The 14,511-nt window shown below is 63.3% G+C and carries 9 protein-coding genes; 6 read left to right on the forward strand and 3 right to left on the reverse strand.

Annotated features, from left to right (window positions below; all coding sequences use genetic code 11):
• Nucleotides 1–190: 190 nt before the first annotated feature.
• Together PRJ_RS25055 and putP are read right to left on the reverse strand one after the other, a co-directional pair.
• Nucleotides 191–1,027 (reverse strand): 23S rRNA (adenine(2030)-N(6))-methyltransferase RlmJ, encoded by an 837-nt coding sequence (locus PRJ_RS25055; RefSeq protein WP_010955521.1) that lies wholly within the window; start codon nt 1,025–1,027, stop codon nt 191–193.
• A gap of 106 nt (nt 1,028–1,133) precedes the next feature.
• Nucleotides 1,134–2,612, reverse strand: coding sequence for a sodium/proline symporter PutP (gene putP / locus PRJ_RS25060; protein ID WP_104962923.1), 1,479 nt, complete (start codon nt 2,610–2,612; stop codon nt 1,134–1,136).
• A 27-nt stretch (nt 2,613–2,639) separates the two neighbouring features.
• Here putP and PRJ_RS29885 point away from each other — a divergent pair, with 27 nt between their 5' ends.
• The gene (locus PRJ_RS29885; protein ID WP_129932022.1) at nt 2,640–2,936 is read left to right on the forward strand and encodes a hypothetical protein; all 297 of its coding nucleotides are present in this window, start codon (nt 2,640–2,642) and stop codon (nt 2,934–2,936) included.
• A gap of 31 nt (nt 2,937–2,967) precedes the next feature.
• Entirely contained in the window at nt 2,968–6,921 is a 3,954-nt protein-coding gene (gene putA / locus PRJ_RS25065) for a trifunctional transcriptional regulator/proline dehydrogenase/L-glutamate gamma-semialdehyde dehydrogenase (protein ID WP_104962666.1), read from the forward strand.
• A gap of 538 nt (nt 6,922–7,459) precedes the next feature.
• Here putA and PRJ_RS25075 read toward each other — a convergent pair.
• A complete protein-coding gene (locus tag PRJ_RS25075; RefSeq protein ID WP_104962668.1) occupies nt 7,460–8,143 on the reverse strand; it encodes a hypothetical protein in 684 nt (227 codons plus the stop codon).
• Between the two features lie 142 nt (nt 8,144–8,285).
• On the opposite strand from PRJ_RS25075, the gene PRJ_RS25080 reads away from it, so the two are divergent.
• The 4 genes from PRJ_RS25080 to mdtD all read left to right on the forward strand — a co-directional run bounded on the left by PRJ_RS25080 (nt 8,286) and on the right by mdtD (nt 14,418).
• A complete protein-coding gene (locus PRJ_RS25080) occupies nt 8,286–10,088 on the forward strand; it encodes an acyl-CoA dehydrogenase (protein ID WP_104962669.1) in 1,803 nt (600 codons plus the stop codon).
• A gap of 31 nt (nt 10,089–10,119) precedes the next feature.
• Entirely contained in the window at nt 10,120–11,562 is a 1,443-nt protein-coding gene (locus PRJ_RS25085; protein WP_104962670.1) for a TldD/PmbA family protein, read from the forward strand.
• Nucleotides 11,562–12,881 carry a TldD/PmbA family protein gene (locus tag PRJ_RS25090; RefSeq protein ID WP_104962671.1) on the forward strand — a complete coding sequence of 440 codons (1,320 nt, stop codon included), beginning with the start codon at nt 11,562–11,564 and terminating at the stop codon, nt 12,879–12,881. Before PRJ_RS25085 ends, PRJ_RS25090 begins: the two co-directional genes overlap by 1 nt.
• Nucleotides 12,882–12,990: 109 nt before the next feature.
• Nucleotides 12,991–14,418, forward strand: a complete 1,428-nt coding sequence (mdtD, locus tag PRJ_RS25095) for a multidrug transporter subunit MdtD (RefSeq protein ID WP_003249408.1) — start codon at nt 12,991–12,993, stop codon at nt 14,416–14,418.
• The last annotated feature ends 93 nt before the right edge of the window (nt 14,419–14,511 follow it).

Genomic DNA, 14,511 nt, shown 5'->3' on the forward strand with positions numbered 1-14,511 from the left:
GATTAGCCTCTTCATTCGGTAAAAATGCGCCAGCGGCCTCTTGGGCGGATGGCGGCTAAAGGGCGGGATTATAACGCAAACATTGGAGGCACACCGCCCCCTTGTAGGAGCGGGCTCACCCGCGAAGCAGGCAATGCGGTGGATGGCACCGGCGTTGCCGGTGTTCGCGGGTAAACCCGCGCCTACAGGTTTATTCGGCGATCAGCCAGTCCATGCGGTAACTACCGGCGGTCTGTGCCAGCTCTTTGGCCAGCCATGGCAGCAGCTCCTTAAGTTCATCCTCCAGCCCCCATGGTGGGTTGGCGATGGCCAGGCCCGAACCATTCAGGCCCTGCGGGCTGTCCTGGTGATGCACATACAGCTCGACCCGCAGCAGCTTTGGCGCGCCGGTGCTTGTCAGGTCCTGGTAGTAGCGGGTCAGCGAGCGCTGGTCCTTGATCGGGTACCAGATGGCCGCAACGGTCTGGCGCATGCGGCCGATCGCCTCTTTCATGGCCGTGGTGCAGCGCTTGAGCTCATCGGCCTGCTCGAACGGCGGGTCGATCAGCATGATCGCGCGCTTTTCCTGCACCGGCAGCAAGGCCCGCGGCACATGCCAGCCTTCACCCAGGTGCACGGTCACGCGCGGGTCTTTTTTCATGTTTTCCTTGAGGAGCGGCCCGTCTTCGGGGTGCTTCTCGTTGAGCAGGGCGCGGTCCTGCTGGCGCATCAGGCGACGGGCCAGTTCGGGCGACCCTGGGTAGTAGCGCAGCTCGCCATCGGCATTCAGGCGCTTGATGATGCGCAGGTAGTCGTCGGCCATGGCCGGCAGATCATCGCGATTCCACAGGCGGGCTACGCCTTCCAGGTACTCGCCGGTACGGCTTGCCTGATCGCCCTGCAGATCGTACAGGCCGAGCCCTGCGTGGGTATCGATATAGGCGAACGGCTGCTCCTTGCGCGACATCAGGGCAATGAGGCGGGTCAGCACGATGTGTTTGAGGACGTCGGCGTGGTTGCCGGCGTGGAAGGCGTGACGATAGTTCATGGCAACTCCTGCGAAGGCGGCAAGTTTACCTTGCCTTGCAGGCGGAGTCAGGCCTGGCTGCTGATTGGCGGCACCCGCAAAGCAGGCGCCGTCAATTCAACGGGTGTTACTTGTCGGCGTGATACGCCGCATCAGCAGCTTCGAAGCGCTTGACCATCGCCTGCGAAGGGCTGCCCAGCTTGCTCACCAGAACAATGGCGATGCTGGCGAACAGGAAGCCCGGGATGATTTCGTACAACCCGAGGGTGTCGAAGTTCTTCCACAGGATCACCGTCAGCGCACCCACCACGATACCGGCCAGCGCACCGTTACGGGTCATGCCTTTCCACAGCACCGAAATCAGCACCACCGGGCCGAAGGCGGCACCGAAGCCAGCCCAGGCATAGGCCACCAGGCCCAGCACGCGGTTTTCCGGGTTGGATGCCATGGCGATGGCGATCAGGGCCACGGCCAGCACCATCAGACGGCCGACCCACACCAGTTCGACCTGCGAAGCATTCTTGCGCAGGAAGGCTTTGTAGAAGTCTTCGGTCAGGGCACTGGAGCACACCAGCAGTTGGCAGCTCAGGGTACTCATGACTGCGGCCAGGATGGCCGACAGCAGGACACCCGCAATCCATGGGTTGAACAGGATCTTGGCCAGCTCGATGAACACACGTTCGTGGTTCTCGCTAACCGGGCCTGCCAGCTCAGGATGGGCCGAGAAGTAGGCAATGCCGAAGAAGCCAACGGCACAGGTACCCGCCAGGCACAGGATCATCCAGGTCATGGAAATGCGGCGCGCCTTGGCGATCGACTTCACCGAATCAGCGGCCATGAAGCGCGCCAGGATATGCGGCTGGCCGAAGTAACCCAGACCCCAGCCCATCAGCGAGATGATGCCGATGAAGGTGGCACCCTTGAGCATGTCGAAGTTCGCCGGGTTCACCGCCTCGATAGCGGCGAAGGTCTGATCGAAGCCACCGGTGGCGATCAGCACGAACACCGGGGTGAGGATGAGCGCGAAGATCATCAGTGTGGCCTGCACGGTATCGGTCCAGCTCACAGCCAGGAAACCACCGATGAATGTGTAGGCGATGGTCGCCGCTGCACCAGCCCACAGCGCGGTTTCGTACGACATGCCGAAGGTGCTCTCGAACAGACGGGCACCGGCCACGATGCCGGAGGCACAGTAGATGGTGAAGAACACCAGGATGACGATGGCGGAAATGATGCGCAGCAGGCCGCTCTTGTCTTCGAAACGGCTGGAGAAATAGTCCGGCAGGGTCAGCGCGTCACCGTTGTGCTCGGTCTGCACGCGCAGCCGTCCGGCCACGAACAGCCAGTTCAGGTAGGCACCAACCGTCAGACCGATGGCGATCCAGACCTCAGACAGGCCCGCAAAGTAGATGGCACCAGGCAGGCCCATCAGCAGCCAGCCACTCATGTCGGAGGCACCGGCAGACAGCGCGGTGACCACGCTACCCAAGCTGCGACCGCCCAGAATGTAATCGGAAAGGTTTTTGGTAGCGCGATAGGCGGCGAAGCCGATCAGCACCATTGCTGCGATGTAGATCACGAAGGTGATCGTTAGTGGATTGCCCATGCGTGTGCCCTGGCGTTTGTTTTTATCATGCGCAACCACAGCGATGGCGGTTGCACCCAGGCGGCGAATGCTATGCAACAACGCAAAGAAGGTGCAACCATTTTTCTTTTGCAAGTTGCACCTGCCAGTGCATTTTCCGACAAAGCCCATTTTTTGCTCCTTTCGGGAGTAAAAAACCGGTTTTTCAGAATAAAACACACCCAAAACGCCCCTTTTCAGGGTATGGGAATGGCTATCGGACGAGTTGCACCTTCTACACAAAAAATTCAGGTTGCACCTAGTTGCACCCGAATTGTCCTACAGCTACTCTTGATGCCAGCTTAGGCCACAACCGTGGCAATAACGAGGATAAGAAATGGCGACTACCACCCTTGGGGTCAAACTCGACGACCCGACCCGTGAGCGACTCAAAGCAGCTGCGCAGTCCATCGACCGCACGCCTCACTGGTTGATCAAGCAAGCGATCTTCAATTACCTGGAGAAGCTCGAGGGTGGTGCCACCCTGACCGAACTCAACGGTCATGCCAGCAACCCGGCCGACGATGCCGGTGAAGTCCAGGCCGACCACAGCCACCAGTGCTTCCTCGAATTTGCCGAGAGCATCTTGCCGCAGTCGGTACTGCGCTCGGCGATCACCGCCGCCTACCGCCGCCCCGAGCAGGAAGTGGTGCCGATGCTGCTGGAGCAGGCGCGCCTGAGCGCGCCGCTGGCCGACGCCACCAACAAGCTGGCCGCAAGCATTGCCGAAAAACTGCGCAATCAGAAAAGCGCCGGCGGCCGTGCCGGTGTCGTTCAGGGTCTGCTGCAGGAATTCTCGCTGTCGTCTCAGGAAGGCGTGGCGCTGATGTGCCTGGCCGAAGCCCTGCTGCGTATCCCCGACAAAGGCACCCGCGATGCGCTGATCCGCGACAAGATCAGCACCGGCAACTGGCAGCCGCACCTGGGCAACAGCCCGTCGCTGTTCGTCAACGCCGCCACCTGGGGGCTGCTGCTGACCGGCAAGCTGGTCAGCACCCATAACGAAACCGGCCTCACCTCCTCGCTCACCCGCATCATCGGCAAGAGCGGCGAACCGATGATCCGCAAGGGCGTCGACATGGCCATGCGCCTGATGGGTGAGCAGTTCGTCACCGGCGAGACCATTGCCGAAGCACTGGCCAATGCCAGCCGTTTCGAGTCCAAAGGCTTCCGCTACTCCTACGACATGCTCGGCGAAGCCGCACTGACCGAACACGACGCGCAGAAGTACCTGGCGTCCTACGAGCAGGCCATCCACTCGATCGGCAAGGCCTCGCATGGCCGTGGCATCTATGAAGGCCCAGGTATCTCGATCAAGCTGTCGGCACTGCACCCGCGCTACAGCCGGGCCCAGTACGAGCGCGTGATGGAAGAGCTGTACCCGCGCCTGCTGTCGCTGACCCTGCTGGCCAAGCAGTACGACATCGGCCTTAACATCGACGCCGAAGAAGCCGACCGCCTGGAGCTTTCGCTGGACCTGCTCGAACGCCTGTGCTTCGAGCCATCCCTGGCTGGCTGGAACGGCATCGGCTTCGTTATCCAGGCCTACCAGAAGCGCTGCCCGTACGTGATCGACTACGTCATCGATCTGGCCAAGCGCAGCCGCCACCGCCTGATGATCCGCCTGGTAAAAGGCGCCTACTGGGACAGCGAGATCAAGCGTGCCCAGGTCGAAGGCCTGGAAGGCTACCCGGTCTATACCCGCAAGGTGTACACCGACGTGTCCTACGTCGCCTGCGCCCGCAAGCTGCTGGCCGTGCCAGAAGCCATCTACCCGCAGTTCGCCACCCACAACGCCCACACCCTGTCGGCCATCTACCACATTGCCGGGCAGAACTATTACCCGGGCCAGTACGAGTTCCAGTGCCTGCACGGCATGGGCGAGCCGCTGTACGAGCAAGTGGTCGGCAAGATTGCCGATGGCAAGCTGAACCGCCCGTGCCGCGTGTATGCACCGGTCGGCACCCATGAAACGCTGCTGGCCTACCTGGTGCGCCGCCTGCTGGAGAACGGCGCTAACACCTCGTTCGTCAACCGCATCGCCGACCACTCGATTTCCATCCAGGAACTGGTCGCCGACCCGGTGGCCAGCATCGAGCGCATGGGTACCCAGGAAGGCAGTATCGGCCTGCCGCACCCACGCATTCCCCTGCCGCGCGATCTGTATGGCACTGAAAGGGCCAACTCGGCCGGCATCGACATGGCCAACGAACACCGCCTGGCATCGCTGTCCTGCGCCATGCTGGCCACCGCTCACAACGACTGGAAGGCTGCCCCGCTGCTGGCCTGCGCCGCCAGCGAGAGCGCTGCCGCACCGGTGCTGAACCCGGCTGACCACCGCGACGTCGTCGGCCATGTGCAGGAGGCCACCGTTGCCGACGTGGACAACGCCATCCAGTGCGCACTGAACGCCGCGCCGATCTGGCAGGCCACCCCGCCAGCCGAGCGTGCTGCCATTCTGGAGCGCACCGCCGACCTGATGGAGGCCGAGATCCAGCCGCTGATGGGCCTGCTCATCCGCGAGGCCGGCAAGACCTTCGCCAACGCCATCGCCGAAGTGCGTGAAGCCGTGGACTTCCTGCGCTACTACGCGGTGCAGGCACGTAACGACTTCAGCAACGACGCCCACCGCCCGCTGGGCCCTGTGGTGTGCATCAGCCCGTGGAACTTCCCGCTGGCGATCTTCACCGGCCAGGTGGCCGCAGCCCTGGCTGCCGGCAACCCGGTACTGGCCAAGCCTGCCGAGCAAACCCCGCTGATCGCCGCCCAGGCCGTGCGCCTGCTGCTGGAAGCGGGCATCCCAGAAGGCGTGCTGCAGCTGCTGCCGGGCCGCGGTGAAACCGTCGGTGCCGGCCTGGTCGGAGACGAGCGCGTCAAAGGCGTGATGTTCACCGGCTCCACTGAAGTGGCCCGCCTGCTGCAGCGCAACGTCGCTGGCCGCCTGGACAACCAGGGCCGCCCGATCCCGCTGATCGCCGAAACCGGCGGCCAGAACGCGATGATCGTCGACTCCTCGGCACTGACCGAACAGGTCGTGATCGACGTGGTGTCCTCGGCCTTCGACAGTGCCGGCCAGCGTTGCTCGGCCCTGCGTGTGCTGTGCCTGCAGGAAGACTCCGCCGACCGCGTGATCGAAATGCTCAAGGGCGCCATGGCTGAAAGCCGCCTGGGCTGCCCGGACCGCCTGGCCGTGGACATCGGCCCGGTGATCGATGCCGAAGCCAAGGCCGGCATCGAGAAGCACATCCAGGGCATGCGCGAGAAAGGCCGCCCGGTCTATCAGGTCGCCATTGCCGATGCTGCCGAGATCAAGCGCGGCACCTTCGTCATGCCAACCCTGATCGAGCTGGACAGCTTCGACGAGCTGAAGCGCGAAATCTTCGGCCCCGTACTGCACGTGGTGCGCTACAACCGCCGCAATCTGGACCAGCTGATCGAGCAGATCAACAACTCCGGCTACGGCCTGACCCTCGGCGTGCACACCCGTATCGACGAGACCATCGCCAAAGTGGTGGAAACCGCCAACGCCGGCAACATGTACGTCAACCGCAACATTGTGGGTGCAGTGGTGGGCGTGCAGCCGTTCGGTGGTGAAGGCCTGTCTGGCACCGGCCCGAAAGCCGGCGGCCCGCTGTACCTCTACCGCCTGCTGTCGACCCGCCCGGCCGATGCCATTGGCCGCCACTTCCAGCAGCAGGACGGCGAAGGCAAGCCGGACCGCACCCTGCACGAACAGCTGATCAAGCCGCTGCACGGCCTGAAGGCCTGGGCCGAGAGCAACCAGCTGGCCGACCTGGCCGCGCTGTGCAGCCAGTTCGCCAGCCAGTCGCAGAGCGGCATCGCTCGCCTGCTGCCAGGCCCGACCGGCGAGCGCAACAGCTACACCATTCTGCCGCGTGAGCACGTGCTGTGCCTGGCAGACAACGAAACCGACCTGCTGGCGCAGTTCGCCGCGGTACTGGCCGTTGGCAGCTCGGCGGTGTGGGTTGACGGTGAGCCGGGCAAGGCCCTGCGCGCCCGCCTGCCGCGTGAGCTGCAGGCCAAGGTGAAGCTGGTCGCGGACTGGAACAAGGATGAAGTGGCGTTCGACGCCGTGATCCACCATGGCGACTCGGACCAGCTGCGCGGCGTATGCCAGCAGGTGGCCAAGCGTGCCGGGGCGATCGTTGGGGTGCACGGGCTGTCCAGCGGGGATCACCAGATTGCGCTGGAGCGCCTGGTCATCGAGCGCGCGGTGAGCGTGAACACTGCAGCGGCGGGTGGTAACGCCAGCCTGATGACCATTGGCTAATGGCTGAGGGTTGTTGAAGAAGAAGGAGAGCCTCGGCTCTCCTTTTTTATGCGTGAATGTCCTGAAGCAGGGGCTGGACTAACAGGTGCTCACCAGAACGTGAGCCATGCCAACGGTGACTTGGGTGTCTTCTGTTGTTACCGTTTATCCCCTGGAAATTCTCGGCTGCCTGGGCCGGTCCTTTCGCGGGTAAACCCGCCCCTATACACATGCACAGGCCGTCGTGTAGGAGCGGGTTCACCCGCGAAAGGGCCGGCCCTGCTGGCCAATTACCACCCGCCATTCACCGTTGCCGCCACCACCGTATTCGCGGGTAAACCCGCTCCTACACAGATCGTTGGTGGACACACATCGGGGGTTGGACACAGGCCGCTGTACGGTTTACCCGCGAAAAGGACCAGCCTAGACAGGCATATCAAAAAAGCCTTGCAGCAGGCTTCTACCCCAGTATCGTATTGTCTTCAAGGCAAGTGAAAGCGCGGGGTGGATCGGGGACTATCCGGAGCTCCCCTCAGACAGAGCTCCGGCCAAAAGTTGCTCAAACCATTGGTGAAAGCGCAATCAAAGCAGACAGCTGTGCTGCCATAAGCCCAATACCCAACAGCATCCAAAGCCAATTTGCCAGCGTCAACCGGCTGTTGGCCTTCCCTTCTTTGTCACCCGCACTGAAATTGATGCCCTTCTGCATGAACACCAGAATGATCAGCCAAGCTGCCTGAACGGCTATGCCCGCAAAATAGGCCGGCCACAGCTGGCCTTCCAACACGACGCCGGCAGCCACCCAGACAACGCAAAAACCGTAATAGCCCAGCGTGAGCCCCAGGATGGACCACGGATAGGTTTTACCTGAGTCGCGAATATGGTCATTTGCCCTTCTCAATAATGGATAGATGAAGAACACTGCAAAAGCGCTTCGCCAGAGCGGACTTACGCGCTCTCCCGTTTTCTCTCTATGCAGACTCCAACTTTGATAGAAGCAATAAACCCAGTAGAAGCCCAAGGTAAAGAAAGTCATTACACCAAATTTCATGGGTGAGACTACGAAGAAGGGAACCTGGTTGCCGTCGGCCTCAGCCAAGTCAGCGGGGTGGGCATCACTCATCTGAAACGTTTCCTTGTGAACACCAAAACGCACATTCAAGGCCAACTGACATTCGATCCGCAGCAGTCCATTTCCGATCGGGATTGTGGGAAACGTCTCTATATTGTCCCGAGCAGGCATTACACGACCTGACCTTGCGTTGGTTTCACCAATAACCGGCAGGCTTCCCGGCGTTCTCAACCCATATCACGCAAACCTATTAACCTGTCCCCAGTCTCACCACGCTCCTACACTCGCAGCATCCCGCCTCAGGACCGCCACCATGCCCGAGACCTTGCTCAGCCCCCGCAACCTCGCCTTCGAGCTCTACGAAGTCCTTGACGCCGAAGCCCTGACCCAGCGCCCGCGCTTCGCCGAGCACAGCCGTGAAACCTTCGATGCGGCACTGACCACCGCCCGCACCATCGCCGAAAAGTATTTCGCCCCGCACAACCGCAAGGCCGACGAAAACGAACCGCGCTACGTGGACGGCCGCGCCGAGCTGATCCCCGAAGTGAAGCCCGCCGTCGATGCCTTCCTCGAAGCCGGCTTCCTCAACGCCAACCGGGACTTCGAGGTCGGCGGCATGCAACTGCCCAGCCTGGTCTCGCAAGCCTGCTTCGCCCACTTCCAGGCCGCCAACGCCGGCACCACGGCCTACCCGTTCCTGACCATGGGCGCGGCCAACCTGATCGAGAGCTTCGGCTCCGATGAACAGAAGCGCCTGTTCCTGCAACCGATGATCGACGGCCGCTACTTCGGCACCATGGCGCTGACCGAACCCCACGCCGGCTCGTCGCTGGCCGACATCCGTACCCGCGCCGAACCAGCAGGCGACGGCAGCTACCGGCTCAAAGGCAACAAGATCTTCATTTCCGGCGGCGACCACGAACTGTCGGAAAACATCGTGCACATGGTGCTGGCCAAGCTTCCGGACGCCCCGCCCGGGGTCAAAGGCATCTCGCTGTTCATCGTGCCCAAGTACCACGTAAACCCGGACGGCAGCCGTGGCCCGCGCAACGATGTGCTGCTGGCCGGGCTGTTCCACAAGATGGGCTGGCGCGGCACCACCTCGACCGCGCTGAACTTCGGCGACAATGGCCAGTGCGTCGGCTATCTGGTCGGCCAGCCGCACCAAGGCCTGGCCTGCATGTTCCAGATGATGAACGAGGCGCGGATAGGCGTAGGCATGGGCGCGGTGATGCTGGGTTACGCCGGCTACCTTTACTCCCTGGAATACGCTCGCCAGCGGCCGCAGGGCCGGCTGCCAGACAACAAGGACCCACACAGCCCGGCGGTGCCGATCATCGAGCACACGGATGTGAAGCGCATGCTTCTGGCGCAGAAGGCCTACGTAGAAGGCGCCTTTGATCTGGGCCTGTACGCCGCGCGCCTGTTCGACGACACCCATACGGCCCCTGACGAAAACGCCCGCAAACCGGCGCAGGACCTGCTCGACCTGCTGACCCCGATCGTCAAATCCTGGCCCTCGGCGTTCTGCCTCAAAGCCAACGAACTGGCGATCCAGATTCTTGGCGGCCACGGCTACACCCGCGAATACCCGGTGGAGCAGTACTACCGTGACAATCGCCTGAACCCGATCCACGAAGGCACGGAGGGTATCCAGTCGCTCGATCTGCTCGGCCGCAAGCTGGCACAGCACAATGGTGCCGGCCTCAAGCAATTGATCCGCCTGATCGCCGCCACCTGCGAGCGCGCCAGCCATCACCCGAACCTTGACCCACTGCGTCAGCCGTTGGAGCAACTGGCCAACCGCCTGCAAGGCGTAACCCTGGCCCTGCTCGGCGACCTGGCCCAAGGCAAAGTCGCTGGTGCCCTGGCCAACTCTGCCTTGTACCTCAAGGCCTTCGGCCACTGCGTGATCGGCTGGCGCTGGCTGGAACAGGCGGTTCACGCAGAGCTTGGCATGCTCAAGGGAACGGCTGCTGATCGCGACTTCTACCTCGGCAAGCTGCAAGCTGCGCGTTATTTCCTGACCTGGGAAGTACCGGGCTGCCATAATGAGCTGGCATTGCTCGAGGCACACGACGATACCTGCCTCGGCATGCAAGACGGGTGGTTCTAGGGGGAGCCACCGTGTACACGGAGGCATCCGCATGTTCGATTCCAGCGCCCTGCTGCGCCAGCGCTTTGCTGCGCTGCGCAGTACGGCCGAGTTGTTTTCCCTGCGCCATGTGAAACAGTCGCACCAGGCGCTTTCGGTTCGCCGCAACGTCGCCGAACCACCCTTCTTCAACCAGGATGAGGGCGCCATGCTCACCGTGCGGGTCAATGGCGTGGAGGCCTACGCTGCCACCGCCGACCTGTCCCAGGCTGGCCTGCAGCGCGCCCTTGAGCAAGCCGAGGCGCTGGCGCGGCAGATCGCCCGGCACAGCCTGCTGGACCTGCGCGAACAAGCCGTGACCAGCGCACGCCACGACCATGTTTCGCCCAACTTCGACCAACCCGTGCCCAGCCTCGCCGACTGCCTTGGCCTGCTCGCCGCCGAATCGGCCAGCGTGCCCAAGGACAGCCGCTTGGTGGACTGGCAGGCCAGCCTGGGGCTGAGCCTGGTCGAGCAAACCTACCTGAACTCGGCCGGCGCCGAACTGCGCCATGCCCAGCGCTTCCTGTTCCCGGGCCTGGGGGTGACCGCCAGCGACGGCCAGGACAGCCAAAGCCGCAGCCTGGGCCGCGACAACTTCGGCCAACAGGGTGGTTTCGAGATCATCGAGCGCTGCGGCCTGGTCGGCGCGGCCAGCCGGGTGGCCGACGAAGCACTGCAACTGCTGCTGGCACCGAACACCCCCAGTGGCCCGCGCGACCTGCTGTTGATGCCGGACCAGATGATGCTGCAGATTCACGAATCCATCGGCCACCCGCTGGAGATGGACCGCATTCTCGGCGACGAGCGCAACTACGCCGGCACCAGCTTCGTCAAAGCCAGCGACTTCGGCCACCTGCAGTACGGTTCCAGCCTGCTGAACGTGACCTTCGACCCGACCATTGGCGAAGAGCTGGCCAGCTACAGTCATGACGACGACGGCACCCCGGCCAGCAAAGCGTTCCTGATACGCGACGGCCTGCTGCTGCGCCCGCTGGGTGGCGCGCTGTCGCAGTTCCGCTCTGGCCTGGACGGCGTAGCCAACAGCCGTGCCTGCGGCTGGAACCGCGCGCCGATCGACCGCATGGCCAACCTCAACATCGAGCCGGGCGACCAGTCTTTCGAGCAACTGATCGGAGGCATCGAGCACGGCATCCTGATGCGTACCAACCGTTCCTGGTCCATCGACGATGCGCGCAACAAGTTCCAGTTCGGCTGCGAATGGGGCCAGTTGATTGAAAATGGCGAGCTCAAGGGCGTCGTCAAGAACCCCAACTACCGCGGCATCTCCGCGCAGTTCTGGCGCAACCTGTCGGCGGTTGGCGACCACAGTACCTTCCAGGTGCTGGGCACGCCCAACTGTGGCAAGGGCGAACCCAATCAGGTGGTGCGGGTCGGCCACGCCTCGCCTGCCTGTGTGTTCCGCCAGATCGATGTATTCGGAGGAGACGCGTGATGAAACAGGCTTTCGAAACCCTGGTCGGGGAGGTGCGCACCGCCCTTCAGGCGGGCGAGCAGTTCACCCTCGGTTACAGTGCCGAGCAATCGCAGTTCGTGCGTTTCAACCATGCCAAGGTGCGCCAGGCCGGCGAAGTGAGCCAGGCCATCGCGCAACTGCGGCTGGTGCGCGATGGGCGCCAGGCGGAACAGCAGGTGACCTTGAGTGGCGACGTGCAACTGGATCGCCAGCGCCTGAACGTTGCGCTCGAGCAGCTGCGCCAGACCTTGCCGCTGCTGGCACTCGACCCTTACCTGCGCCTGGACGAAAACGCCTGGCACAGCCATAGCCTGCAGGAACACCCCCTGCCCGCACTGAACGAAGTACTGGCCCTGCTCGAGCGTGAAGCAGGTGACCTGGACCTGGTCGGCATCTACGCCGCCGGCCCGGTCTGCCGCGGCTTCGCCAGCTCGTTCGGCGCCTTCGGCTGGCACCAGGCCAACAGTTTCAACGTCGACTGGAGCCTGTTCCACGATAATGGCCAGGCAGTGAAGGCCAACTATGCCGGCCAGGCCTGGAGTGCCGACGACTTCACCGCACGCCTGCGCCAAGCACGAGAGCAGTTGGGTTTCCTCGGCCGCCCGGCAGTTACCCTCAAGCCCGGCACCTACCGCGCCTACCTTGCACCTGCGGCCATGGACGAAGTCGCCGGCATGTTGTGCTGGGGCGGCTTTTCCGCACAGGCCCTGGCCACTGGCAACAGCGCTCTGCAGCGCCTGTACAACGGCGATGCACGGCTTAGCCCGCTGGTCAGTTTTACCGAGCAGGTCAGCGGCTCGCTTAGCCCGGCATTTTCCGATGAAGGTGCGCCGCGCCTGGATGTGCCGCTGATCCAGCAAGGTGAGGCCCGGCAGCGGTTGATCAGTGCGCGCAGTGCGGCCGAATTCGGGCTGCTGGCCAATGGCGCCGACAGCTACGAGTCGCCTTGCGCGCTCAGCCTGGCGCCGGGTAGTTTGCCCACCGAGCAAATCCTGCAGCGGCTTGGCACCGGGCTGTACATCAGCAACCTGTGGTACCTGAACTACTCGGACCTGCCAGCGGCGCGCATGACCGGGCTGACCCGCTTCGCCACTTTCTGGGTAGAAGACGGGCAGATCCAGGGGCCGGTGAGTACCATGCGCTTCGATGACAGCCTGTACACCTTGCTGGGCAGCCAGCTGGAGGACCTGACCCAGGAGCGCGAGATGATCCTGTCGACCAGTACTTATGGACAGCGCAGTACCGGGTCGAGTCATTTGCCCGGGGCACTGGTCAAAGGCCTGACCCTGACATTGTGACTGGACTTGCCGGCCCTTTCGCGGCTAAAGCCGCTCCTACAAGGAACGCGTAACCCTTGTAGGAGCGGCTTTAGCCGCGAAAGGGCCGGCACTGACAAACGAGGACGTCATGCCCGAACGCACCCCGCTGGACCCCGTCACCGCCCGCTGGATCCCTTGGGTGGTGGCCATCGCCTTCTTCATGCAGTCCCTGGACGGCACCATCCTCAACACCGCACTGCCGGCCATGGCCCGCTCGTTGGCCGAAGACCCCTTGCGCATGCAGGGTGTGATCATTGCCTACATGCTCACCGTGGCCCTGCTGATCCCTGCCTCAGGCTGGATCGCCGACCGATTCGGCACCAAGCGCATCTTCTTCAGCGCCATCTTGCTGTTCAGCTTTGGCTCGCTGCTGTGCGCTGCAGCCAACAGCCTTGGCTTCCTGATCTTCGCCCGCGTGGTGCAGGGCCTGGGCGGTGCGCTGATGCTGCCGGTCGGGCGGCTGGTGGTGCTGCGCGCCTACCCACGCAGCGAGCTGGTGCGGATCATGAGTTTCATCACCATCCCCGGCCTGCTCGGGCCATTGCTGGGCCCAACGGTCGGTGGCTGGCTGGTGGAGATCCTCAGCTGGCACTGGATCTTCCTGCTCAACCTGCCAGTCGGCCTGCTTGGCTGCATTGCCGTATGGAAGTTCATCCCGGACTTGCGCGGCGCCGAGCGCACCACCTTCGACGGCCCTGGTTTCCTGCTGTTCGGCGCAGCCATGGTACTGATCACCATTGCCATGGAAGGCCTGGGCGAGCTGCACCTGCCGCACTTGCGGGTAATGTTGCTGCTGTTCGCCGGCATGGCCTGCCTGGCCGCGTACTGGCTGCGCGCCGGGCGCGACCCGGAGCCGCTGTTCTCGCCAAGCCTGTTCCGCGTGCGTACTTTCGCCATCGGCATCCTCGGCAACCTGTTCGCCCGCCTGGGCAGCGGCGCGCTGCCGTTCCTGGTGCCGTTGCTGCTGCAGGTCGCGCTGGGCTACTCACCCGCCCAGGCAGGCATGAGCATGATCCCGCTGGCGGCGGCGGCCATGCTGGCCAAGTCCATTGCCCGACCGCTGATCGAACGGTTCGGCTATCGCATCATCCTCACCGGTAATACCTTGCTGCTGGGCATCCTGCTGGCAAGCCTGGGCCTGGTGGACGAGCAGACCCCTTATTGGCTGCTGTTGGTGCAACTTGGCCTTCTGGGCGCAGTGAACTCCATGCAGTTCACTGCGATGAACACAGTGACGCTCATCGATCTCGACGACGCCAGCGCCAGCAGCGGTAACAGCCTGCTGTCGGTGGTCGCGCAACTGTCGCTGAGCCTGGGTGTGGCCTGCGCCGGCGCACTGTTGGGCGGCTTTACTGCGGCAGGCAGCGCCGAAGGCGTGGAAACCACCCTGGGCGCGTTCCAGCTGACCTTCGTCACCATCGGTGTAATGGCCATGCTGGCAGCGGCGATCTTCCTGCAGCTGGCGCCGACGGACGGAAGGCGTGCCCGTCGTCCGGAACAACACATGGAGTCGTAGGGCGAATGGCCACGAGGCTGGTAGACTATGCGGCATTTTTCGCTTCGCACCGCAGGCCCGCCTCGTGACCACCGAATCCACCGCCTTTGCCAC

Origin of the sequence: Pseudomonas sp. XWY-1, assembly GCF_002953115.1 — a bacterium.
GTDB lineage: Bacteria > Pseudomonadota > Gammaproteobacteria > Pseudomonadales > Pseudomonadaceae > Aquipseudomonas > Aquipseudomonas alloputida.

Excerpts from the sequence above, each read along its gene's own strand:
- mdtD (WP_003249408.1), top strand. The coding sequence starts at position 12,991 with ATGCCCGAACGCACCCCGCTGGACCCCGTCACCGCCCGCTGGATCCCT.
- putA (WP_104962666.1), top strand. The coding sequence starts at position 2,968 with ATGGCGACTACCACCCTTGGGGTCAAACTCGACGACCCGACCCGTGAG.
- PRJ_RS25055 (WP_010955521.1), bottom strand. The coding sequence starts at position 1,027 with ATGAACTATCGTCACGCCTTCCACGCCGGCAACCACGCCGACGTCCTC.
- putP (WP_104962923.1), bottom strand. The coding sequence starts at position 2,612 with ATGGGCAATCCACTAACGATCACCTTCGTGATCTACATCGCAGCAATG.
- PRJ_RS25085 (WP_104962670.1), top strand. The coding sequence starts at position 10,120 with ATGTTCGATTCCAGCGCCCTGCTGCGCCAGCGCTTTGCTGCGCTGCGC.
- PRJ_RS29885 (WP_129932022.1), top strand. The coding sequence starts at position 2,640 with ATGCGCAACCACAGCGATGGCGGTTGCACCCAGGCGGCGAATGCTATG.
- PRJ_RS25090 (WP_104962671.1), top strand. The coding sequence starts at position 11,562 with ATGAAACAGGCTTTCGAAACCCTGGTCGGGGAGGTGCGCACCGCCCTT.
- PRJ_RS25080 (WP_104962669.1), top strand. The coding sequence starts at position 8,286 with ATGCCCGAGACCTTGCTCAGCCCCCGCAACCTCGCCTTCGAGCTCTAC.
- PRJ_RS25075 (WP_104962668.1), bottom strand. The coding sequence starts at position 8,143 with ATGCCTGCTCGGGACAATATAGAGACGTTTCCCACAATCCCGATCGGA.